Genomic DNA, 22,145 nt, shown 5'->3' with positions numbered 1-22,145 from the left:
TGCTGACGGCTGACGAGCCCGCCGTCGGCGTGCCGACCACATCCGCCGCCAGTGCACCGAGGCGGAGAAGCTGGACCGCGTGGCCTGTGCGCATCGCCTCGGTGGTCACCGCCATCGCACTGTGGCAGGTGTTGACGGCCAACGATGTTCGGCTGTGGCTGCGGTTCGACACACTGCCGACCGTCACCGAGATCGTCACCGCGTTCGGCGCCCGCATCGGCACGCAGAACTACTGGCTCGACCTCGGCCAGTCGCTGATCCGTATCCTCACCGGCTTCGCGCTCGCCGCGGTGGCCGGTGTGGTCACGGGCATCCTGCTCGGCCGCTCGACGAGGTTCGCGAACGTGTTCGGCCCGCTCACCGAACTGGCCCGGCCGATCCCCGCGATCGCGATCGTGCCCGTCGCGATTCTGTTGTTTCCCACCGACGAGGCCGGGATCGTCTTCATCACGTTCCTCGCCGCCTACTTCCCGATCATGGTGAGCACCCGCCACGCCGTGCGCGCGTTGCCGACACTGTGGGAGGACTCGGTGCGCACGCTCGGGGGCAGCCGCTGGGACGTGATCACGCGAGTTGTGTTGCCCGGCATCCTTCCCGGCGTCTTCGGTGGACTGTCCGTCGGCATCGGCGTGGCGTGGATCTGCGTGATCTCCGCAGAGATGATCTCCGGTCGTCTCGGCGTCGGCTACCGCACCTGGCAGGCGTACACCGTGCTGGCCTATCCCGATGTGTTCGTCGGCATCATCACGATCGGCGTGCTGGGGTTTGCGACCTCGGCCGCCGTCGAACTGATCGGCCGCCGCGTGACGCGCTGGCTGCCCCGCGGTGAGGAGAACGCGCGATGACGGGAATGTCGTTGACGCTGCGCGACACCGTGCTCAGCTACGGCGGTGCGGCCGTCGTGGACGGACTGGACCTCGACGTCGCCCCGGGCGAGATCCTGGTGCTGACCGGACCGTCGGGCTGTGGCAAGTCGACCGTGCTGCGTGCACTCGCCGGCCTGCTGGCGCCGGACAGGGGAGAGGTGCTTGGCGACGGTGTCAGGGTCACCACCACCTCGCGCGACCGGGCGATGGTGTTCCAGGACAACGCGCTGTTGCCGTGGCGCACAGTGCAATCCAACGTCGAGCTCGCGCTTGAACTGGCAGGCAGGCCGCGTCAGGGCCGTCGTGAGGAGGCGCTGCGCTGGATCGCCGACGTCGGCCTGACCGGCTTCGAGAAGTATCTGCCAAAGAGTTTGTCCGGCGGTATGCGCCAACGCGTGCAGCTCGCCCGCGGCCTGGCCGGTGCGCCGCGAGCGGTCATGATGGATGAGCCGTTCGGCGCCCTCGACACACAGACTCGCGCCACCATGCAGCGTCTACTCATCGACACCTGGCGTGCACACCCGACGACAGTTGTCTTCGTCACCCACGACGTCGACGAGGCTCTGCTCATCGGCGATCGCATCGCCGTGCTCGGCCGTGCGGGACAGCCGCTGCGTGCCCTGCTCGATGTGCCCGCACCCCGCGACACCACCGTCGCCCGCACCGCGCTGCGGGCTGAAGTGATTGCCGCCCTCGATCATTCGGAGTTGGTCAGCTAGTGGAAGTACCCGCACTCGACGACGCCGTCCGCCTCGACTGCGACGTCCTGGTCATCGGTGGCGGCACGGCAGGAACGATGGCCGCGCTCACCGCCGCAGAGCACGGCGCACAGGTCCTGCTGCTGGAGAAGGCGCACGTGCGCCACTCTGGTGCGCTTGCCATGGGTATGGACGGCGTCAACAACGCGGTCATCCCGGGCAAGGCCACACCCGAGGACTACGTCGCCGAGATCACCCGCGCCAACGATGGAATCGTCAACCAGCGCACCATCTATCAGACCGCGACCCGCGGGTTCGCCATGGTGCAACGGCTGGAGCGCTACGGCGTGAAGTTCGAGAAGGACGAGCATGGCGAGTACGCCGTGCGCCGCGTGCATCGCTCCGGCTCGTACGTGTTGCCGATGCCCGAGGGCAAGGACGTCAAGAAGGCGCTCTACCGGGTGCTCAGGCAGCGTTCGATGCGCGAGAAGATCCGCATCGAGAACCGCCTGGTTCCCGTTCGGGTGTTGACCTCCGACGGACGCGCGGTCGGCGCCGCGGCATTGAACAGCCGCACCGGCGAATTCGTGGTCGTCGGGGCGAAGGCCGTCATTCTCGCGACGGGTCCCTGCGGACGGCTTGGGTTGCCGGCGTCGGGCTATCTGTATGGCACGTACGAGAATCCGACCAATGCGGGTGACGGCTACTCGATGGCGTTCCACGCGGGCGCCGAACTCTCGGGAATCGAGTGCTTCCAGATCAATCCGCTGATCAAGGACTACAACGGGCCCGCCTGCGCGTACGTCGCGAATCCGTTCGGCGGTTATCAGGTCAACGCCAAGGGGGAGCGGTTCGTCGACTCCGACTATTGGTCGGGACAGATGATGTCGGAGGTCAAGAAGGAGATCGAGTCGGCGCGCGGACCGATCTACCTCAAGGTCAGCCACCTACCCGATGAGACGTTGAGCACGCTCGAGGGGATCCTGCACACCACCGAGCGGCCGACCCGCGGTACGTTCCACGCCAATCGCGGCCACGACTACCGCACCCACGACATCGAGATGCACATCTCCGAAATCGGCTTGTGCAGCGGGCATTCCGCTTCCGGTGTCTGGGTCGACGACAATGCGCGCACCACCGTCCCCGGCCTGTACGCAGCAGGCGATCTCGCATGTGTACCGCACAACTACATGATCGGCGCGTTCGTCTACGGCGATCTGGCGGGCAGTCACGCGGCATCCACGCTGCCTGACGTCGCTGCGCCGCAACAGCTTCCGGACGACCAGATCGCGGCCGCGCACGAACTGATCTACCGGCCCCTGCGTAATACCGACGGCCCGCCGCAGCCACAGGTGGAGTACAAGCTGCGCCGTTTCGTCAACGACTATGTCGCCCCGCCCAAGACGGCCGCCAAGCTGTCGATCGCTGTGCAGACCTTTGATCGGATGCGCGATGAGGTCGCGGGTATCGGTGCTCGGACCCCGCACGAATTGATGCGGGCGGTCGAGGTGTCGTTCATCCGCGATTGCGCGGAAATGGCCGCGCGCTCGTCGCTCACCCGCACGGAGTCGCGCTGGGGGCTCTACCACGACCGCAGTGACACCCCGGACCGCGACGATGTCGAGTGGCGCTACCACCTCAACCTGCGCAAGACGGCCGACGGTGACATCGAGTTCCTCAAGCGACCCGTCGCACCGTACTTCGTTCCGGTGCCGGGCCTCGACGAATTACCCAGCGGCGAAACAGAACCCATCGTCGTGCGTCAGCCCGAGCTGGTCGGCGGACAGGCCCCCGCGTCGGAGGTGTCCCGGGTGCGCGACGGTGCGGCTGCACCACCGCCGTCACCACGCATCGCCGCTGTGCTTGCGATCGACGAACCGACGGTCGAACAGCTGACGCCGTTCCTAAAGGATGCTGATGCGGGAGTGCGGCGTACCGCTGTCGATGTGCTCACCGAACATCTACCCGACGGCTACGCGCCTGCTCTCCTCGCGGCGTTGAGCGACGGCCATGCGTCGGTGCGTCGTGTCGCGGCGGATGGGATTCGCGAACTCGTTGAGGTGCTGCCGGATCCGGTCGCGGTACAAGCCTTCCTGGCGTCCGCCGACCCTGTGGTTCGGGGTGCCGCCGTCTACGTGCTGAGTTCGCGGCGGGTTGGGAATGCATCGCAGTTCCGGCACGCGCTCGCCGACGAGGATCACCGGGTGCGCATCGAGGCCGTCCGCGCGCTGGTCTCGGTCGACGACGCCGCCGGGGTCGCCGCCGCGCACAGCGATGTGAACCGGGAAGTGCGGATCAGCGTCGCGAACGGCCTCGGCACGCTGGGCACGGGGGCCTCGGCGATCCGTCTGCTGATCGACGACCCCGATCCATTGGTGCGGGCCGCCGCCCTCACGGCGATGGGGTCGATCGGCTGGGACGACGCGGACGTGACGACCGTCGAGGGCGCGCTCGCCGCATCGGCGTGGCAGATCCGGCAGGGCGCCGCCCGCGCGCTGGCAGGAGCACCGTCACCGCTGACCGCGGTGCCGCCACTGTCTCGGGCGCTGTCGGATCCGCATCTCGACGTCCGGAAGGCTGCGGTGCTGAGCCTCACGCGGTGGGCGGCGTCGGAGGATGCCGCGCGCGAGGCGTTGGCCGGGGCACTGGATGACGGGGACGCCGACGTTCGTGCCTATGCGAGGCGGGCGCTGGCGAACAGCTGACTGTTCGGGGGCATGTTTCGGGACATCGCTTACACATCTGTCCCGACCCCTGTGAGCGCCGCCGGGGATATGTCTATGTGCCAACCTCGTAGCGACAGAGTCGCTCGGCGGGCGGCTACGCCGTTCACTTGAATCCGTTGTGTCACTTTGGTTTCAGTGGTCACATTCCGGGTGTGGTTTGTCGGAGCTCGAATGTATGTTCGAATCATGTTGGCGACGCCGGTGCAGGTAGCCCTGAGCGCGCTGCGCGACGCCCACGACACCCTCGCCGGCTGCGACCTCGATGCCCTGACCCACCGCGAGCTCCTGACCGTCCTCGACGAGCTGGAGAACCTGTCGTGTCAGCTGCCCGCGCAGTGGCATCGCGTTCTGGTGCGCTTGCAGGCCGAGACCACACCGAAGGAGTTGGGCGCCAAGTCATGGAAGGACGTGTTGCGCATCCGGTGGCGGATCTCGGCGACCGAGGCGTTGCGGCGCCTGGCCGAGGCCGAGGTGTTGGGTCCGCGGCAGGCGTTGACCGGTCAATCGTTGGCTCCGGTGCTGGCGGTCACCGCAGCCGCCCAAGCAGCCGGATCGATCACGCGTGAGCACGTCGACAAGATCCGCGACACCATGGCTCGCCTACCCGGTTTCGTCGACACCACCACCCGCGACCAGATCGAAGCCGACCTCGTGCGGCTGGCCGAAGGCGTCGGACCCACCGAACTCAAAAACGCCGCTGAGCGGGTGCTGTTCCTGCTCGATCAAGACGGCCCCGAACCCGATGACACCGAGCGTGCCCGCAGACGCGCCCTGGTGTGCGGCCCGCAAGGCCGCGACGGGATGGTGCCGGTCAGGGGCTACCTAACGCCGGAGGCCTGGGCGATCTATGAAGCCATCTTCGCCAAGACGGCCGCCCCGGGGATGTGTAACCCCGATGACGAAAGCGCCTGTGTCAACGGCACACCGTCTCAAGAACAGATCGACACCGATCACCGCAGCCTCGCGCAGCGCCAGCACGACGCGCTGATCGCTATCGGTCGTAACGCGCTGGAATCCGGCGAGCTCGGCCAGCACAATGGGCTCCCGACCTCGATCATCATCCGCACCACCCTGCAAGACCTCGAACGCCGGGCCGGGGTTGGCACCACCGGCGGCGGCAGCCTGCTACCGATACAGGATGTGATCCGGTTGGCCGGCCACGCCAACCATTGGTTGGCCGTCTTCGACGGTGCCACCGGGCAAGCCCTCGACCTGTTCCGCACCAAGCGCACGGCCACCGCCGCGCAGCGGATTATGCTCATCGGCCGTGACGGTGGCTGCACCAAACCCTGCTGCCCCGTCCCCGCCTACGGCAGCCAGGTGCACCACGCCCGAGCCGACTGGGCCGACGGTGGCAACACCAACGTCAACGACCTCGCGTTAGCCTGCGGGCCCGACAATCGCCTCGTCGACGGAGACGGCGGCTGGACCACGACCATCAATGATCGCGGCGAGGTCGAATGGATCCCTCCGCCCGACCTGGACACCGGCCAAACCCGTATCAACTACTACCACCGTCCCGAACTACTCCTCCGCCCACCAGAAGAGCCAGGCGAAAACCCCGAACGCGGACCGTAATAGCCTGCTAAGAGCGGAATTGCGCGCCGAGTTACGGGCCTAAGCGAGCCGCCAGCGCCCGACGATCGACCTTGCCGATGCCGCGGCGCGGAATCTCGTCGACGACGTGGATCTCCCGTGGTGCCGCCGTGATGTCCAAAGTGGTTGCGACGTGCTCGCGTATCTCAGCGAGCGTGGGAGCGGTATTCCCAGGCGATAAGACGATCGCCGCGACGACGCGCTGACCCAGCCGTTCGTCGGCGACACCGAATACCACACATTCCGCCACCGCCGCATGCGACGCCATCGCCGCCTCCACCAGTTGCGGCAACACGGTCAACCCACCGGTGCTGATCGCGTCGTCCACCCGGCCGAGAACCGTCAAAACTCCCGAATCATCAACGGCGCCAATATCATCCGTGCGGAACCAGCCGGGCTCCACAAACGGATCGGGATCGACAGGATTGCGGTATCCCTTCGCCAGCGTCGCACCGCCCAGGACCACCCGGCCATCGTCGATCCGCAACCGCACACCCTCGAGCGGCACCCCGTCGTACACGCAGCCGCCCGCCGTCTCGCTCATGCCGTACGTCCGCACCACACGTATACCTGCGGCCGCGGCTCTTTCGGCCACACCCGCAGGCATCGGTCCACCACCGATCAGCACCGCATCCATCGACGCCAACGCCGCAGACGCGGCAGGGTCGCCCAGCGACTTGTCCAGCTGCGCGGCGACCAACGACACGTACCGCCGCCCCGAACCGAGCGAGGCCACAGCCGGTACCAGTTCCTCCGCCGAGAAGCTGGCGGATACCGCCACCGGCACCACGCCCGCAATCACGCTGCGTACCAACACTTGAAACCCGGCAATGTGATGCGCAGGCAACGCCAGCAGCCACTGCCCGGGACCGCCCAGCCGCTCATGTGTCGCCGTGGCGCTGGCCGTCAACGCCGAGGCCGTCAGCAGCGCACCCTTCGGCGTCCCCGTCGTGCCGGAGGTCGATATGACGACGGCCACATCGTCGTCGATCTCAGAACCCGCCCGTAAAGACGTTGTGAGCAAAGCGGTTTCGCGATCGTCGCCGACCGGCACCGGTAACACCGTCGCGCGCCCGCAGAGCACATCCTCCACAACGGGCAACACCGACAACGCCGAAGCTCCGGACGGCACGGCGACGGGGCGTAGGACGGCTATGCGTCCTCCTCCGGGTCGCGCGGGTCGTCGAGCGGCCAGCCCTTGGCGGCCAACCGCTGCCGCACCCGCTCGATGTCGTCGGGGGTGGGAAGTTCGTCGGTGATCTGGGTGATCAGCACGCCGATGTCGGCGCTGTCGAAGTCGCCGAGATCCTTCAGTTCCCGCGCGACGGCCTTCACCTCGTCGTCGGACAGGCGGCGTTTGAGAAGAGCGAACAGCGGCACCCGATCCGGGCCCGGCACCCCCTCGGGATAGCCGGATGTGATCCACGCGACGATCTTGGCCAGAAAGGTCACTGTGCCCTTCGCCTCCCTCCGGAACGTCGCGCGCGTGTGATCAAAGACCTAGGAACTTCGATGCTAATGCGGCTTCAAAGGGCGGGTCGGGGTCGCAGTTGGCGAACACTTCCTTCCCAGAAGATGAACAACGAATGAACACATGCCCTGGTCAGATGAAGTGCCTGTTCGACACACCCTTCATAGGTGGTCATGAGTTAGGCAAAACGCCTCGCCAGGCCGCAGAATATGGCCGTGAGCGCAGAGCTGATCATCCTCGTGCTGCTGATCGCTACCGCCCTGGCATTCGACTTCACCAACGGATTCCATGACACCGGTAACGCGATGGCCACGTCGATCGCCACCGGAGCGTTGAAGCCTAGGACGGCAGTTCTGCTGGCAGGAGTTCTCAACCTGGTCGGCGCCTTCCTCTCGGTCGAAGTCGCCGTCACCGTCACCACCTCTGTCCTGAAGGTTCAGGACGGCAAGACCGGCGCACTGATCCCGGAAATCGATGCGTCCACCGGTCTGACGATCATCTTCGCCGGCCTCATCGGCGGCATCCTCTGGAACCTGCTCACCTGGCTGTTCGGTATCCCGTCGAGCTCGTCGCACGCCCTCTTCGGAGGGCTGATCGGCGCGGGCCTGGCCGCCCTCGGCATGGCGGGCGTCAACTGGTCCGGCGTCACCGGCAAGGTGTTGATTCCGGCCGTCGCCGCGCCGATCATCGCGTGCGTGGTCGCCGGCTGCGGCACGTGGCTGGTGTACCGACTCACCCGCAGGATCGCCGAGGGCCGGCGGCGAGAAGGCTTCCGCTGGGGGCAGATCGCGACCGCCTCGCTCGTCGCGCTCTCCCACGGCACCAACGATGCCCAGAAGACGATGGGCGTCATCGCGCTCGCGCTCATCACCACCGGTCATCTGTCCGGCGATGTGAGGGAACAGGGCCTGCCGTTCTGGATCATCTTCAGCTGCGCGGTCGCCATCGGCCTCGGCACCTACCTCGGCGGCTGGCGCGTCATCCGCACGCTGGGCAAGGGTCTCGTCGAGATCGACTCGCCGCAGGGTTTCGCCGCCGAGGCATCTTCGGCCGCAATCATTTTGAGCTCGAGCGCCGCAGGCATGGCCCTGTCCACCACGCACGTCGCGACGGGATCGATCCTCGGCAGTGGCGTCGGCAAGCCTGGTGCCGCGGTGCGCTGGGCGGTGGCGGGCCGGATGGCCGTCGCGTGGCTGATCACGCTGCCCGCCGCGGGAATCGTCGGGGCGCTGTCCTACTGGCTGTCCGATGCCGTCAAGTCGTTGACCGGCTCGGCGCTGGCCGGTGACGGCCTGATCTTCCTCGTCCTGGTGGGCCTGTCCTTCTACATGTGGTGGCGCGCCCAGCAGCAGAAGGTGGACAGCACCAACGTCAACGCCGAATGGGACAGCGCCACGAACTCCGTCGTGCCCGCGGAAGTCCGTGAGGCCGCCAAGCCACCCAAGACACCGGCCGCGGTTTGAGGAACCGGTCTAAGGAACATTGATGACGCATTTCGAGAGCATCCTCAAGGTGCTCGCGGTGGGACTGCTCCTCGGCGCAGGATTGCCCGCGGTGTTCGCGGCCGGCCTGGTGGCGTTCTCCAGCGGAGCCGGCGGCACAGACGCCAACGGCACGACCGTCGCGCCCAATCCGGTGAAGAAGTTCGCGGGGATCGCGCTGTTCGTGTTCGTGGGCTGGGTGATCCTGACCGCGGTCGCCTGGATCACGCGGGCGACGATCATCCATCACACCGGCATCGACCTGTTCCCCTTCCTGCCCAAGAAGTGAGCTGGCACAACATGACTGCGAATCAGGGCGTTCTGGACACCGTGCTCGGGTGGTTGCATCGGGGCTATCCGGAGGGCGTGCCGCCGAAGGACTATTTCGCGTTGCTCGCGCTGCTGAAGCGATCGCTCACCGAGGAAGAGGTCGTCAAGGCCGCGCAGGCCGTGCTCAAGGGCGCCTCGTCGGACACGGTCAGCGAACAGGAGATCCGCGCCGCGATCCACACGGTCACCGACCAGGAACCGAATCCCGAGGAGATCCATCAGGTGGCCGCGCGGCTGGCCTCCGTGGGCTGGCCGCTGGCCGTCGCCCGCTGAGCTACTGGCGGTTGTCGCGCCGCAGCGGATGGTTTTCGGGGACCTGTACGAAGATCAGCAGCACACCATCGGGATCGGTGACGTGCAGTTCGTGTAGACCCCACGGCTCCTGGCGGGCCTCGCGGGTGATAGGTACGCCGCGGCCGACCAGTTCCTTCTCGGTGGCATACACATCGCGGACCTGCAGCCACAACGTGCCGCCCGCGCTCGGTGTGCCGTGGCCGGCAACCTCGATCAACGACTGGCCGGCGTAGAAGACCGTGCCCGCACCGTAGTCGCGGGCGATCGCCAACCCGATCTCGTCGCGGTAGAACGTCAGCGAGCGTTGATAGTCCGCCGGCCGGATGAGCATGCGGCTGGCCAGGATCTCCATACGAACGTGTTTATCACGGCCGCTCAGCCGATACGTCGATCGACGCCGGCCCAGTACGGCTCGCGCAGCTCTCGTTTGAGCAGCTTGCCGCTGGGATTGCGGGGTAGCGTCGCCACGAAATCGACGGACTTGGGCAACTTGAACCCCGCGAGGCGCTCACGGGCGTACGCGATCAGCTGGGTTTCCGTGGGTGCGTTTGCGGCAGCCGGTACGACGACGGCTTTCACCGCCTCACCCCACATCTCGTCGGGCACACCGATGACCGCGACGTCGTCGACGCCGGGATGCGTCATCAGGACGTTCTCGACCTCGATGGGGTATACGTTCTCGCCGCCGGAGACGATCATGTCCTTCTTCCGGTCGTGCAGATAGATGTAGCCGTCGCGGTCGACATAGCCAGCGTCGCCGGTCTTGAGCCAGCCGTCTGTGATCGTCGCAGCCGTGGCCGCTGGATTGTTCCAGTAGCCGAGCATGTTCTGCGCCGACCGTGTCCACACCTCGCCGATGGCGCCGACGGGAACGTCATTCCCGTCGTCGTCGACGATGCGCACCTCAACCCACGGAAACGGTTTACCGCACGACCGCAGCAGGTGCGGGCGACCCTTCGGGTCGTGTTCGTCGAGTTGCGTTACGGAGCCGGTGGTTTCGGTCATGCCGTACACCTGAAGGAATTCGCACTTGAAGCGTTCGAGACCTCTGATGAGCACGTCGTCGGTGATGGGCGAGGCGCCGTAGACGATGGCTCGGACGCTGGAGAAGTCCGCATTCTCGACGCCGGGAGTAGCCAGCATCATCTGGATCACCGCGGGCACCAGCAGCAGATTGGTGATCCGTTGCCGGACAATGGAATCCAGAATCGCGGCCGGATCGACGTCGCGCAGCACCACAGTGGTTGCGCCCTCGTAAAGTCCGACCAGCACCCAGCCTGAACCGGCCATGTGGAACATCGGCATCACCGCGAGGCTCACGCTGTCGGCGCTGAACCGCCACTCCTTGGAGATGCCGGTGGCCTTGCAGAGATAGTTGCCGCTGGAGAGCATGACGCCCTTGGGCAGTCCGGTGGTGCCCGAGGTGTACATCAGGAAGGCGATGTCATCGGATTCCGTTGTGACACCAGGATCTTCGGCTGGATGGTTGGCGATCCAGTCCTCGAAACCCGGCCAGCGGTCGTGCGCTCCGACCGCGACGAGGGTGCGTACCGTCGTCAGCTGGTGCTCGATCGCCTCGAGATGGTCGAAGAACTCGGAGCCGACGACCACGGCCGTCGCTCCTGAATCCTCCAGGATGTACAGCATCTCCGGCGGCGCGAGGCGCCAATTCACCGGCACGCCAACGGCGCCCAGTTTGAAGAGGCCGAAGGCGACCTCGAAGAACTCCGCGCTGTTCTTCTCGATGAACGCGACGCGATCGCCGAATCCGACACCGGCAGCGTGAAACGCCTGCGCGGCTTGGCTGGACCGCGCGTCGAGCTCGGCGAAGCTGATGGTCCGGTCGCCGACGATCAGCGCCGTGGTGTCGGGCCGATTCCGCGCGTGGACGCGGACGATGTCGGCGATCGTCGTGATATCGGACATGGATCAGCTACTGGGTTGTATGCGTTGACGTTTCATCACGGCGTTCACCGCGCCCGGTGCGAAGGTGTTGAGCGCCTGGGCGGTGACGGCCATCCGCGGCGCGATTCGGACCGGGCGCTCGCGTGCGGCGGTGATCATCCAGTCGGCCGCCTCGTCAGCGGTCAGCCCCGGCAGCCCGTCATAGGCGCGTGTCGGCGCAATCATCGGCGTCAGCACGAGCGGATAGAACAGCGTCGTCGAGTGCACTCCGTCCTCGCCCCATTCGGTCTCGATGATCCGGCTGACCGAGGTGAGCGCGGCCTTCGACGCGTTGTACACCGAGAACAGCGGCGACGACTCGTTGAGCACACCCCAGGTCGACACGTTGATGATGTGGCCGTCGCCGCGCTTTCGCATGCCAGGCGCGAAGCCGCGGATGAGCCGCAGGGGTGAGTAGTAGTTCAGCGCCATCGTCCGCTCGACGTCGTGCCAGCGTTCCAGCGACTCGGCGAGCGGCCTGCGGATCGAGCGGCCGGCGTTGTTGATCAGGATGTCGATGCCCCCGAGGTCCCGCTCGAGTGTGGCGACCAGCTCGTCGACGGCGTCCAGATCGGACAGGTCGCAGGCGTGGGCCTGGGCGATTCCGCCGTCCGCGCTGATCCGGTCGACCAACTCGTCCAGGAGTTCCTGGCGGCGGGCGGCGACGGCGACGACGGCGCCGCGGCGGGCGAACTTCGCGGCGGCCGCCTCGCCGATGCCCGACGACGCGCCGGTCAGCAGGATCCGCTTGCCCCTGAGGTCGACGGGATCGCGGTCGGGACGCGGCAGCAATTGCGGGGCCAGCGGCGGTCGCATGCCTGCCAGCAGCACCTGTTCGGAGAGCCAGCGCAGCGGGTTCTTACTCACAGTCGGCGAGTCTAGGTGGCACCGTTTTGTGCGATTTCGGCGTGGCTGGTCACGCTGAGCGTGACTCAGCACGCCGAAACCGCTAAAAGTAGCGCGGGAACTGGCTCCAGTCGGGGTCGCGCTTCTCCAGGAACGCGTCGCGGCCCTCGACGGCCTCATCGGTCATGTAGGCCAACCGCGTCGCCTCACCGGCGAACAGCTGCTGGCCCACCAACCCGTCGTCGGTCAGGTTGAAGGCGTACTTGAGCATCCGGATCGCCTGCGGCGACTTGCCGTTGATGGCCGCCGCCCATTCCAGCCCGACGGTCTCCAGCGACGCGTGGTCGACGACCTCGTTGACCGCACCCATCGCGTGCATCTGCTCCGCGGTATACGGCCTGCCGAGGAAGAAGATTTCGCGGGCGAACTTCTGGCCCGCCTGCTTGGCCAGGTAGGCGCTGCCGTAGCCGCCGTCGAAGCTGCCGACGTCGGCGTCGGTCTGCTTGAAGCGGGCGTGCTCGCGGCTGGCCAGCGTCAGGTCGCACGTCACGTGCAACGAGTGCCCGCCGCCCGCGGCCCAACCGTTGACCAGACAGATGACGACCTTCGGCATGAACCGGATCAGCCGCTGCACCTCGAGGATGTGCAGCCGGCCGGCACGCGCGGGGTCGACCGTCTCGGCCGTCTCACCCGACGCGTACTGGTAGCCGCTGCGGCCACGGATGCGCTGGTCGCCGCCCGAGCAGAACGCCCAGCCGCCGTCCTTCGGGCTGGGCCCGTTGCCGGTGAGCAGCACGACGCCGACCTCGGGCCACATACGGGCATGGTCGAGCACCCGGTAGAGCTCGTCGACGGTGTGCGGCCGGAACGCGTTGCGCACGTCGGGGCGGTCGAACGCCACCCGCACCGTCGGTTGCGGTTTCCCGTCGACGACGTGCCGGTGGTAGGTGATGTCGGTCAGGTCGAAACCATCGACCGGTTGCCACAGTGACGGGTCAAAAGGGTTGTTGCTCATGCGTTTACGGGATCCAATCGGAAAACGGGACAGCGGCCGGCGAGGGCCTCGAACTCGTCGGGGTTGGGTCCGGTGACCAGTCCGGCGTTCTTCATGAAGCCGACGCCGGTCGGCACCTCGACGGGGAACGCTCGCAGCAACGGCCGCGCCTCCTCGACCGGCATCTCGACCATGCGGACCCGCTGGGCGCGGCGGCCTTGGTGCAGTGTCGCCTCACCGGCGGCGCGGGCGTTGGCCGACCAGTCGGCGCCCGGCAGGCCTGCCACGATGTAGCGCTTGCCGTCGACGGTCATCGGCGTGACGGGCGTCGACCGCGGCTTACCGGTCTTGCGGCCGACGACCGTGAGCACCACGGGCCCCTTGTCGCCCATGCGGACGCCGAGTTTCTGCATGCCGATCATGACTTTGTTGACGTATTTCAGCCACCAGGGCGGCCGAATGCGCGCGCTGTCTGACATGTCCGAAACGCTACGCGACGGGATCGATGCGAAACACGGGCAGTCGGCCGGCCAGCCCCTCGAGTTCCTCGGGGGTGCCCGTCGTCAGGACGCCTGCGCGTTTCATGATGTCGACGCCGGTCGACACCAGCTCCGGGAACCGCCGCAGGACGGGGCGGGCCTCCTCGGCGCTCAGTTCGACCATCTGCACCGTCTCTGTGCGCCTGCCCTCGGTGATCGTCACCCGGTCGGCGGCGCGCACGTTGCGCACCCACTCCGCGCCGGGAAAGCCGTTGACCACAAAGCGTTTGCCGTCGACGGTCATCGGCGTGACGGGCGTCGAGCGCGGCTTGCCCGTCTTGCGGCCGGGCGCCGTCAGCACGACCGGCGACTCGTGCCGCGAGACTGGCACCCCGAGCCGCAGCAGCACCGCGAAAACCTTGTTCGCGTACTTGAGCCACCGCGGCGGACGAATCGGCTCGAGCCCACTCATACGGACACCCCACACTCGCGCAGCGCGCTGCGCAACCCGTCGCGACGCTGCGCCGTCGGAAGCGGATCGACGAGCACGAAACCGCAGCCTATGGCACGCGCGCCGCCGTCGGCCTCGTCGCTGTCGCCGACCATCACCGCGTGCGCGGGATCCACTCCGAGCCGGCCCAGCGCCGTCTCGAAGATCGCTGCATCCGGCTTGATGGCGCCGACTTCGAAGGACAGCACGAACTCGTCGACGAACTCGGCCGCGCCCAGCGATTCGAACGCCGGCCGCACGTCGAACGCGATATTGGAGACGACCGCCGTCTTGATGCCCTGCCGGTGCAGGCCCGCCAGGACGTCGGCGGTGTCGGGGTACGGCGTCCAGTTCAGCGGATCGGTCATCAGGCGGTACAGCGACTCCGCATGGTGGTGGGCCACCCCGGATTCGCGCAGAACGTGCAGGTAGGCCTCGCGATGCAGGTGCGGTTCGAGGTCACGGTTCTCCCAGGCGTGCAGCGCCTTGTCCGTCATCGCGACGTGCTGACCGGTCGGTGCCGTCATCCTGCGCATCAGCTCGGCCTGCACGTGGCCGTCGATCTGACGTTCGTCGACCTCGATGCCGTGGAACCAGCTGTCGTCCTCCTCCAGGCGGAACAGTGTGCCCGAGTAGTCGAACAGAACGGCGTGAACGTTCACCCGCCCCATGCTGCCAGGTGTGAAGATTCACGAAACCGGCTAATTAACTACCCGTGACGGAGTTCGAGCAGGCAGTGGTGGTGGTGCCTGCGCACAACGAAGTGGAGCGTTTGCCGCGGTGCCTGACGGCGCTGCTCGCTATGGCGATGGATACGCCACTGCCGGTTCTGATCGTCGTCGTCCTGGACGCCTGCGACGACGGCAGTGACGGTCTCGCCGAGCGGTTCGGCCCGGGTGCGCATTTCATCGCGACGGATGCGGGCAACGTCGGGGCCGCCCGTGCCGTCGGGTTCGAGTACGCGCGGTCGGCGTGCCGCGACGTCGAGCCGGCGCGGACGTGGTTCGCCACCACCGACGCCGACACCGTCGTGGGACGCCAGTGGCTGTCACGGATGATGGCCGCCGACGCCGACATGGTGCTCGGCACGGTGCGGATCCCGATGTGGCGGCTGCCGGTCGAGGTGGCTCGCCGGTACCTCGCCGCCTACCACTCGACGGGTCCCGGCCACGATCACGTCCACGGCGCCAACATGGGCTTCCGGGCCGACGCGTACTGGGGTGTCGGCGGTTTCCGCCCGCTGTCCACCGGCGAGGACGTCGACCTCGTCCGACGGTTCGAATCGGCGCACCTGAACATCCATCGAGATGCCAGGTTGACGGTGGCGACGTCGGCACGCCAAGTCGGACGCGCACCCAACGGATTCGCCGCCCATCTCCGCGGTTTGGTGCAGGCGCCGCGCACACGCGAGGCGCTCGAGACATGACGGCCGTGATGCTCGACCGATGGATCGAGGCGGGCGCGCTGGATCTACCGCTTCCCGGCGGCGGTGACACCGCGCGACGGTGGCGCCGTCTCGCCGCGCTCGCCAGGATCGACATCGTCGCCGCCCGGTTGGCTGAGGCGCACGCCGATGCGATTGCGATCATGGCCGAACTCGGTGCATCCGAATCCGGTCGCCTGTGGGGAGTCTGGGCGGCCGAGTCGCCGGATGCGGTGCTGACCGCGCACCGCGACGGTGGGAGCACGATTCTCGACGGCACCAAGGCGTGGTGCTCGGGCGCGGGCCTGTGCACGCACGCGCTCGTGACGGCACACCTGGAGTCCGATGAGCGCGGCCTGTTCGCCGTCGATCTCGGACATCCGGGAGTGCAACCTCTGCCGAGTGAGTGGCACAACGCCGGAATGGCCGAATCAGATACTCGCGCCGTGCAATTCAGTAACGTTCCCGCCACACCCGTAGGCGCGCCGGGGGAGTACCTGTCCCGGCCGGGCTTCTGGCACGGCGCGATCGGCGTCGCGGCATGCTGGCTGGGTGGCGCGCGCGCCGTGGCGGAGCCGCTGTATGCCCGTGCTGCCAAGAAGTCCGTCGACCCGCATACGTTGGCGCATCTCGGCGCGGTGGACGCCGCACTGGCCGCCGGCGAGGCGATGCTCTCCGTGGCGGCGTGCGCGGTCGACGAGGATCCGTTGAATCGCAAGGGAATGGCCGAGTTGATGGCACGACGCACCAGGGCCGTCATCGAGACCGCGGTCGAGGAGGCCATCGCCCGGACCGGGCGGGCCCTCGGGCCCGCGCCACTGTGCCGCGACGCCCAGCACGCGAAGCGGGTCGCCGACCTCACGATGTACGTGCGCCAGAGCCACGCGGAGCGCGACCTCGAACGGCTGGGGTTACTGGCGGGAGCCGCGCGATGACGCTGGCGCAGATGGGAAATGGGGCGCGGTTCGTCGCCCGGCCGTTGACCGTGGACGGCACCCCGACGCAGGACTGGCTCGATGCGCTCGTACAGGCGCCGGCGTGGGATGTGTCGAACTGCCGCGAAATCGTCGTGGTGGCAGCGCATCCCGACGACGAGACGCTCGGATTCGGCGGCACGCTCGCGACGCTGGCAGCCCGCGGCGTGCGGGTGCAGGTGGTGGCGGCGAGCGACGGTGGTGCCTCGCATCCGCATCTGGAGCGTCGCCGCCTGGAACGCATCCGGTGCGCCGAACTGCACACCGCCGCAAGGACGCTACGGGTACCGGCGCCCATCTGCCTTGGGCTTCCGGACGGGGAGTTGAGCGACCACGAGGAGTGGCTCGCGGAACGCCTCACGTCACTCTTGGAGGGGCGGCCCGTGTGGATCGCCGCGACGTGGCGTGGTGACGGACATCCCGATCATGAAGCGGTCGGTCGCGCGGCGGCGACGGCCGCACAACGCTGCGGTGCGGTGTTCGTCGAGTACCCGATCTGGATGTGGCACTGGGCGACACCGGGTGATCCCGTTGTGCCGTGGGACCGGCTCCGTATCGCGCCGGTCACTGCGCATGCGCTCGACCGCAAGACGGCGGCCACGCGCTGTTACCGCTCGCAACTTCAGTCCATTGACTCGCCGCCGCTGCTGCCGCCGTTCGTGGTGCGGCGACTGCTCGACGTCCCGGAGGTGGTGTTCTGATGCCTACCCGGCTCTCGACGGGATACTTCGACCGGATGTACGCCGAGTCGGAGGATCCGTGGCAGCTCGGTGACAGGTGGTACGAACAGCGCAAGTACGCGATCACGTTGGCGCTGTTGCCCTATAGACGGTACCGCCATGCATTCGAACCCGGCTGCTCGATCGGCGTCCTCACCGAACAGCTCACCGCTAGGTGTGACCACGTCACGAGCACCGACATCGCGAGCGCGGCGCTTGACGCGACGCATCGGCGTCTGGTGGAGGCGGGGCGGCGCCCCAATGTGACGCTGCTGCGCAGATCGGTCGACGAGCCGTGGCCGCAGGCGGGATTCGACCTGGTCGTGCTTTCAGAACTCTGCTACTACCTGCATCCCGAAGTGTTGCGCGACACCCTCGACCGCGAGATACCGCTGCTGAAGCCGGGGACCACTGTCATCAGCGCGCACTGGCGTCATCCGGTCGCCGAGTATCCGATGACCGGCGCCTATGCGACTGACGTCATCGCCGCGACCACGGGACTGCACCACCTTGGCGGTTACCGCGACGCCGATGTGATCATCGAGGTGTTCGACACCAAGTCGTCGATGTCCGTCGCCGCGCGAACGGGTTTGCCGGGGGCTTAGGCCCGGGCCCGGGCCGCCTTGTCCGCCAACACGTCTCGCTCGCGCTCGTTGTCGGTCAGCTTCGCGGCGCGATCGAACTCGTCGGCGGCCTCGGCGTGACGGCCCAGCCGTGCCAGTAGTTCGCCGCGCACGCTCGGCAGCAGGTAGGAGTCGTCGAGGCCCGTCAGGCCGTCGACGATGTCCAACGCGACCGCGGGCCCGTCGGACATCGCGACCGCCACCGCCCGGTTGAGCTGCACGACGGGCGATGGCGTGATCCGCGTCAGCCCGTCGTACAGCATCACGATGCGCTTCCAGTCGGTGTCGGCGGCGGTGGGAGCGGTGGCATGACATTCGGCGATCGCTGCCTGCAGCGCATACTGACCCCAGCCAACACCCTTGCGCTGCAACGCCTCCGCGGCCCGTTCCAGTGCGGCCACCCCACGCTGGATCTGCGCCCGGTCCCACTTGGCGCGGTTCTGATCCTCGAGCAGGATCGGGTTGCCCTGGCTGTCGGTGCGCGCGGCGAACCGCGACGACTGAAACTCCATGAGCGAGACGAGGCCGTGCACCTCCGGTTCATCGGGTACCAATGCCGCGAGCACCCGGCCCAATCGCAGTGCCTCGCTGCACAGTTCGTCGCGGATCCAGCGCCGGCCGAACGACGCCGAATACCCTTCGTTGTAGACCAGATAGATAACCGACAGTACGGCCGACAACCGCTGAGGGTATTCCGAGCGGTCCGGTACCTCGAAGGGCACGTTGGCATCCGACAGTGTCTTCTTGGCGCGGGTGATGCGCGCGGCGATCGTCGATTTCGACGTCAGGAACGCGCGTGCGATCTCCTCGGTGGTCAGGCCGCCGACCACGCGCAGCGTCAGCGCGATCTGTCCCTCCCGCGACAGCACCGGATGCGCGGAGATGAAGATCAGCCGCAGCACGTCGTCGTCGATGCGGTCGGGATCCCACGGTTCGTCGACCTGCGTCTCGAGTTCATGGGCCAGCACCGCGTACTTCGTGTCGAGGTTCTCCTGGCGGCGCCAGTGGTCGATGGCCTTGCGTTTGCCACGGTGGTCAGCCAGGCGCCGGCGTTGCGGGGCACCCCGCTCGCGGGCCACTGAGTCAGGGCGTCGACGAGCGCCTCCTGCGCCAGATCCTCGGCGAGGCCGACGTCGCCGACCGCCCGCGTCAGTGTCGCGACGATCCTGGCGGCCTCCATCCGCCAGACCGCGTCGACGGTCTGCTGGATACCCGGCACCTCCTCATTGTGCCGAGCAGACGCAAAAGTCCCCGACACGCCGCGGAAATGGCGCTCTTTGTGACTGTTCGCGCAGACAGTTGAAGGTGATGACCCACCGGTTCGTGACGGCGTACTGGGAAGGCCACAGGGCCTACCCCAAGACGATCGCGAACCCGTACGCGGGCATCGGCGACCGCACCGTGGCGCGGATGTGGCGGCTCGGATGGCAGCGGGCCGCCGAGGACAACCAAGTGATCCCCAGCGAAGAAGAGCGCATCGCTCGGCTCGCCGCCGAGATCGATGAACTCCTGGACTAGTCGACTGGAGGCTCTGCTCGCCAGGCAGCCCCGCGTCCTCCTCGGCATCACTGGGCCGCCCGGCGCAGGGAAGACGGCGCTGGGGACGCAGATCGTGTCGACGGTCGAGGGCGCCGTGCAAGTCCCCATGGACGGGTTTCATCTCGCCGATGTGGAGCTGCGACGGTTGGGGCGGCTCGACCGCAAGGGTGCCATCGACACATTCGACGGTTACGGGTATCTGGCACTGCTGCAACGCATTAGGAGGCAGCACAGCGAGGTCGTCTACGCCCCGGCGTTCGACCGCGACATCGAACAGCCCGTCGCGGGCAGCATCCCCATCGGACCGGACGCGCGCCTCGTCGTCACCGAGGGCAACTACCTGCTCGACGACGACGAGCCGTGGCCGCAGGTGCGAGGCGTGCTGGACGAAGTGTGGTTCGTCTCGTGTCCGGCGGAAGAGCGGCGGCGTCGGCTCGTCGCTCGTCATGTGGAGTTCGGCAAGTCACCCGAGCAGGCTGAGGCCTGGGTGCATGACGTCGACGAGCGGAATGCCGAGCGGATCGAGCGGGTTCGGCACAAGGCCGACCTAGTCGTCTAGCACACCGACGAAATCGTTTGTCTCCCAGAGGTTCAGGAAGTTGGTGATCGGAAACCTCGGTGTCTGGGACAGCAACGCGAAGCGGACTTCGAACTCCATCTGGGTGCGACCGTTGTCGCGACGGGGATCGTCGAAGTCGCGGGAGAACTTCGCGAACAGCTCAGTCGGTAGGTCGGCGCCGTCGTAGGCGACCGACAGTGCGCCTTGCGGCCAGTGCTGCCGCCGCGGTGACGGCGCAATCGGACGCCAATGCGCCGCTGGCGCGGAACGCGTCGGTGAGGAATTGCGGGCCGCCGCTGCGCAGGGCTGGCATGTCCAGGCCGAAGTAGTCACCCCGCACCCAGCTGTCGGTCATCGATCCCCAATGTGCCATTGACTCTGCGGTGAGGGCTGAAAAAGTCGAGCAACCAGCGGCCTGGACGCAGAGTCAACGGACAAGCGCTCAGCCGACGGCGCGGTCGGCGCCCTCCCAGAACTGCGCCCGCACCGCCTTCTTGTCGGGCTTACCGAGGGCGGTCACCGGCACCGAGTCGACGACGATCACCTGCTTCGGCGACTGCACCGATCCCTTGCGCTCCTTGACGGCGGCCTGGATCTCGGCGGTCATCGCCGCGACGGCCTCCTCGGACCGGTCGGCGTCGGGCCGCAACACGACCACGGCCGTCACCGCCTCGCCCCACTTCTCGTCGGGCGTGCCGATCACGCACACCTGGGCGACCGAAGGATGCTCTGCGACAACGTCTTCCACCTCACGGGGAAACACGTTGAACCCGCCGGTGACAATCATGTCCTTGGTCCGGTCGACGATGTAGTAGAACCCGTCCTCGTCCTCGCGGGCCAGGTCGCCGGTGTGCATCCAACCGTCGCGGAACGTGTCCGCCGTCGCCTCCGGCTTGTTCCAATACCCGCCGGACACCAGCGGACCCGACACGCAGATCTCACCGACTTCGCCTTGGGGCACCTGGTTTCCGTCGGCGTCGAGCAGCGCGACCCGCGCGAACAGCGTCGGACGTCCGCACGACGTCAACCGCTTCTCGTCGTGATCCTTCTTCGACAGGTAGGTGATCACCATCGGCGCTTCGGACTGGCCGTAGTACTGCGCGAAGATCGGGCCGAAGCGGTCGATCGCCTCCTTCAACCGGACCGGGTTCATCGCCGAGGCGCCGTAGTACACCGTCTCCAGCGACGACAGATCGCGGGTGTGCGAATCCGGATGGTCCATCAGCGCGTAGATCATCGACGGCACCAACATGGTGGCGGTGATCTTCTGCTCCTCGATCACCCGCAGCACCTCGGCCGGATCGAACTTCGTCAGCACGAACAGCTGACCGCCCTTGATGATCGTCGGCACGAAGAACGCCGCCCCCGCATGCGACAGCGGCGTGCACATCAGGAACTTCGGATTCTCGGGCCATTCCCACTCGGCGAGCTGAATCGTCGTCATGGTGGTGATCGACTGCACCGTGCCGATCACACCCTTGGGCTTACCGGTCGTCCCGCCGGTGTAGGCCATGCCGCCGATGTGATCGGGCGGCAGGTCGGCGGCCACCAACGGCTTGGGCGTGTACTTCGCGGCCTCGGCGGTCAGGTCGACGGCGACATCCGCCAGGTCGTCGGGCACCGGTCCGATGGTCAGCACCTGCTTGAGTCCCGGCACCTTCTCCAGCAGACCCTTCGCCCGCTCCACGAACATCGGGTTCGGATCGATGATCAGCGACGTGACCCCCGCGTCGTTGAGGACGTACGCGTGGTCGTCCAACGAACCGAGAGGGTGTAGTGCCGTGCGCCGGTAACCCTGCGTCTGGCCCGCGCCGAGGATCATCAGCACCTCGGGCCGGTTGAGCGACAGCAGACCCGTCGCGACACCCGACCCGGCGCCCAGCGCCTCGAAGGCCTGAATGTACTGGCTGATGCGCTCGGCGAGCTGGCCACCCGTCAGTGTCGTGTCGCCGAGGAACAGGACCGGCTTGTCCTTGTTCCGCTTCAGCGCGCCCACCGTGAGGTGGCCGGAGTGCAGGGGATGGCGCAACAGGTCGTCCGTCATGACGACCAGACTAGAACGTGTTCCAGATTTGTAGGCCGAGTACCCCGGA

The 22,145-nt window shown here is 67.3% G+C and carries 23 protein-coding genes and 2 pseudogenes; 13 read left to right on the top strand and 12 right to left on the bottom strand.

From position 1 onward, the window contains the following. The first annotated feature begins 29 nt into the window (after positions 1-29). The 4 genes from G6N43_RS28380 (at position 30) to G6N43_RS28365 (ending at position 5,868) form a co-directional block, all read left to right on the top strand. Positions 30-845: an ABC transporter permease gene (locus tag G6N43_RS28380; protein WP_407664929.1), complete on the top strand. Its 816-nt coding sequence runs from the start codon at positions 30-32 to the stop codon at positions 843-845. Beyond that, positions 842-1,585, top strand: coding sequence for an ABC transporter ATP-binding protein (locus G6N43_RS28375; protein ID WP_083150525.1), 744 nt, complete (start codon positions 842-844; stop codon positions 1,583-1,585). The genes G6N43_RS28380 and G6N43_RS28375 overlap by 4 nt, the downstream gene beginning before the upstream one ends. Further along, positions 1,585-4,269 (top strand): fumarate reductase/succinate dehydrogenase flavoprotein subunit, encoded by a 2,685-nt coding sequence (locus G6N43_RS28370; RefSeq protein WP_083150524.1) that lies wholly within the window; start codon positions 1,585-1,587, stop codon positions 4,267-4,269. The genes G6N43_RS28375 and G6N43_RS28370 overlap by 1 nt, the downstream gene beginning before the upstream one ends. Positions 4,270-4,461: 192 nt before the next feature. Next, on the top strand, positions 4,462-5,868 hold the full coding sequence (locus G6N43_RS28365; protein ID WP_083150523.1) for an HNH endonuclease signature motif containing protein: 1,407 nt from the start codon (positions 4,462-4,464) through the stop codon (positions 5,866-5,868). A 31-nt stretch (positions 5,869-5,899) separates the two neighbouring features. On the opposite strand, the gene menE is transcribed toward G6N43_RS28365, so the two are convergent. Both menE and G6N43_RS28355 read right to left on the bottom strand, forming a co-directional pair. After that, complete coding sequence (gene menE, locus G6N43_RS28360) at positions 5,900-7,042, bottom strand: o-succinylbenzoate--CoA ligase (protein ID WP_083150649.1); 1,143 nt, start codon at positions 7,040-7,042, stop codon at positions 5,900-5,902. Next, positions 7,039-7,338, bottom strand: a complete 300-nt coding sequence (locus G6N43_RS28355; protein ID WP_083150522.1) for a DUF3349 domain-containing protein — start codon at positions 7,336-7,338, stop codon at positions 7,039-7,041. Before G6N43_RS28355 ends, menE begins: the two co-directional genes overlap by 4 nt. A gap of 234 nt (positions 7,339-7,572) precedes the next feature. Here G6N43_RS28355 and G6N43_RS28350 point away from each other — a divergent pair, with 234 nt between their 5' ends. From G6N43_RS28350 to G6N43_RS28340, 3 genes are read left to right on the top strand one after another with little or no spacing between them, the layout of a single operon-like run. Continuing rightward, entirely contained in the window at positions 7,573-8,820 is a 1,248-nt protein-coding gene (locus G6N43_RS28350) for an inorganic phosphate transporter (RefSeq protein ID WP_083150648.1), read from the top strand. 22 nt (positions 8,821-8,842) lie between these two features. Then, positions 8,843-9,127, top strand: coding sequence for a hypothetical protein (locus G6N43_RS28345; RefSeq protein ID WP_083150521.1), 285 nt, complete (start codon positions 8,843-8,845; stop codon positions 9,125-9,127). Positions 9,128-9,138: 11 nt separating this feature from the next. After that, positions 9,139-9,441: a DUF3349 domain-containing protein gene (locus G6N43_RS28340; RefSeq protein ID WP_083150647.1), complete on the top strand. Its 303-nt coding sequence runs from the start codon at positions 9,139-9,141 to the stop codon at positions 9,439-9,441. Position 9,442: 1 nt separating this feature from the next. Here the strand turns inward: G6N43_RS28340 and G6N43_RS28335 are convergent, their stop codons facing one another. From G6N43_RS28335 to G6N43_RS28305, 7 genes are all read right to left on the bottom strand, one after another. Beyond that, positions 9,443-9,814, bottom strand: coding sequence for a VOC family protein (locus G6N43_RS28335; RefSeq protein WP_083150520.1), 372 nt, complete (start codon positions 9,812-9,814; stop codon positions 9,443-9,445). A 23-nt stretch (positions 9,815-9,837) separates the two neighbouring features. Then, the gene (locus tag G6N43_RS28330) at positions 9,838-11,388 is read right to left on the bottom strand and encodes a long-chain-fatty-acid--CoA ligase (protein ID WP_083150519.1); all 1,551 of its coding nucleotides are present in this window, start codon (positions 11,386-11,388) and stop codon (positions 9,838-9,840) included. A gap of 3 nt (positions 11,389-11,391) precedes the next feature. Further along, positions 11,392-12,273 (bottom strand): SDR family oxidoreductase, encoded by an 882-nt coding sequence (locus G6N43_RS28325; RefSeq protein ID WP_083150518.1) that lies wholly within the window; start codon positions 12,271-12,273, stop codon positions 11,392-11,394. An 82-nt stretch (positions 12,274-12,355) separates the two neighbouring features. Next, entirely contained in the window at positions 12,356-13,267 is a 912-nt protein-coding gene (locus tag G6N43_RS28320) for a 1,4-dihydroxy-2-naphthoyl-CoA synthase (RefSeq protein ID WP_083150517.1), read from the bottom strand. Beyond that, a complete protein-coding gene (locus G6N43_RS28315) occupies positions 13,264-13,725 on the bottom strand; it encodes a nitroreductase family deazaflavin-dependent oxidoreductase (protein ID WP_083150516.1) in 462 nt (153 codons plus the stop codon). Before G6N43_RS28315 ends, G6N43_RS28320 begins: the two co-directional genes overlap by 4 nt. A gap of 10 nt (positions 13,726-13,735) precedes the next feature. Continuing rightward, positions 13,736-14,197, bottom strand: a complete 462-nt coding sequence (locus G6N43_RS28310; protein WP_083150515.1) for a nitroreductase family deazaflavin-dependent oxidoreductase — start codon at positions 14,195-14,197, stop codon at positions 13,736-13,738. Then, positions 14,194-14,886, bottom strand: a complete 693-nt coding sequence (locus tag G6N43_RS28305) for an HAD family hydrolase (protein WP_083150514.1) — start codon at positions 14,884-14,886, stop codon at positions 14,194-14,196. The genes G6N43_RS28310 and G6N43_RS28305 overlap by 4 nt, the downstream gene beginning before the upstream one ends. A gap of 44 nt (positions 14,887-14,930) precedes the next feature. On the opposite strand from G6N43_RS28305, the gene G6N43_RS28300 reads away from it, so the two are divergent. Genes G6N43_RS28300 through G6N43_RS28285 form a run of 4 tightly spaced genes read left to right on the top strand, consistent with a single transcriptional unit; the run spans position 14,931 to position 17,936 of the window. Next, complete coding sequence (locus tag G6N43_RS28300) at positions 14,931-15,641, top strand: glycosyltransferase family 2 protein (RefSeq protein ID WP_083150513.1); 711 nt, start codon at positions 14,931-14,933, stop codon at positions 15,639-15,641. Continuing rightward, a complete protein-coding gene (locus G6N43_RS28295) occupies positions 15,638-16,573 on the top strand; it encodes an acyl-CoA dehydrogenase family protein (RefSeq protein ID WP_083150512.1) in 936 nt (311 codons plus the stop codon). The genes G6N43_RS28300 and G6N43_RS28295 overlap by 4 nt, the downstream gene beginning before the upstream one ends. Beyond that, positions 16,570-17,313: a PIG-L deacetylase family protein gene (locus tag G6N43_RS28290; protein WP_083150511.1), complete on the top strand. Its 744-nt coding sequence runs from the start codon at positions 16,570-16,572 to the stop codon at positions 17,311-17,313. Before G6N43_RS28295 ends, G6N43_RS28290 begins: the two co-directional genes overlap by 4 nt. Further along, positions 17,313-17,936 carry an SAM-dependent methyltransferase gene (locus G6N43_RS28285; protein ID WP_083150510.1) on the top strand — a complete coding sequence of 208 codons (624 nt, stop codon included), beginning with the start codon at positions 17,313-17,315 and terminating at the stop codon, positions 17,934-17,936. Before G6N43_RS28290 ends, G6N43_RS28285 begins: the two co-directional genes overlap by 1 nt. On the opposite strand, the pseudogene G6N43_RS28280 reads toward G6N43_RS28285, so the two are convergent. Then, positions 17,933-19,134: pseudogene (locus G6N43_RS28280) on the bottom strand (RNA polymerase sigma factor). The gene G6N43_RS28285 and the pseudogene G6N43_RS28280 sit on opposite strands and share 4 nt — an antisense overlap. A 128-nt stretch (positions 19,135-19,262) precedes the next feature. Between G6N43_RS28280 and G6N43_RS28275 the strand changes: the two are divergent. Together G6N43_RS28275 and G6N43_RS28270 are read left to right on the top strand one after the other, a co-directional pair. After that, on the top strand, positions 19,263-19,472 hold the full coding sequence (locus tag G6N43_RS28275) for a hypothetical protein (protein WP_234810064.1): 210 nt from the start codon (positions 19,263-19,265) through the stop codon (positions 19,470-19,472). After that, a complete protein-coding gene (locus G6N43_RS28270) occupies positions 19,456-20,052 on the top strand; it encodes a nucleoside/nucleotide kinase family protein (RefSeq protein ID WP_083150508.1) in 597 nt (198 codons plus the stop codon). Before G6N43_RS28275 ends, G6N43_RS28270 begins: the two co-directional genes overlap by 17 nt. A gap of 45 nt (positions 20,053-20,097) precedes the next feature. On the opposite strand, the pseudogene G6N43_RS28265 reads toward G6N43_RS28270, so the two are convergent. Then, positions 20,098-20,407, bottom strand: a pseudogene (locus tag G6N43_RS28265) (hypothetical protein); the annotation flags it as partial. 87 nt (positions 20,408-20,494) lie between these two features. Next, positions 20,495-22,096 carry a fatty-acid--CoA ligase FadD8 gene (gene fadD8 / locus G6N43_RS28260; protein ID WP_083150507.1) on the bottom strand — a complete coding sequence of 534 codons (1,602 nt, stop codon included), beginning with the start codon at positions 22,094-22,096 and terminating at the stop codon, positions 20,495-20,497. Positions 22,097-22,145: the final 49 nt, after the last annotated feature.

The sequence above is a fragment of the Mycolicibacterium moriokaense genome (assembly GCF_010726085.1).
Lineage (GTDB): Bacteria > Actinomycetota > Actinomycetes > Mycobacteriales > Mycobacteriaceae > Mycobacterium > Mycobacterium moriokaense.
The sequence above is the reverse complement of the archived record's forward strand: the minus strand, read 5'-3'. Positions and strand labels throughout refer to the sequence as shown.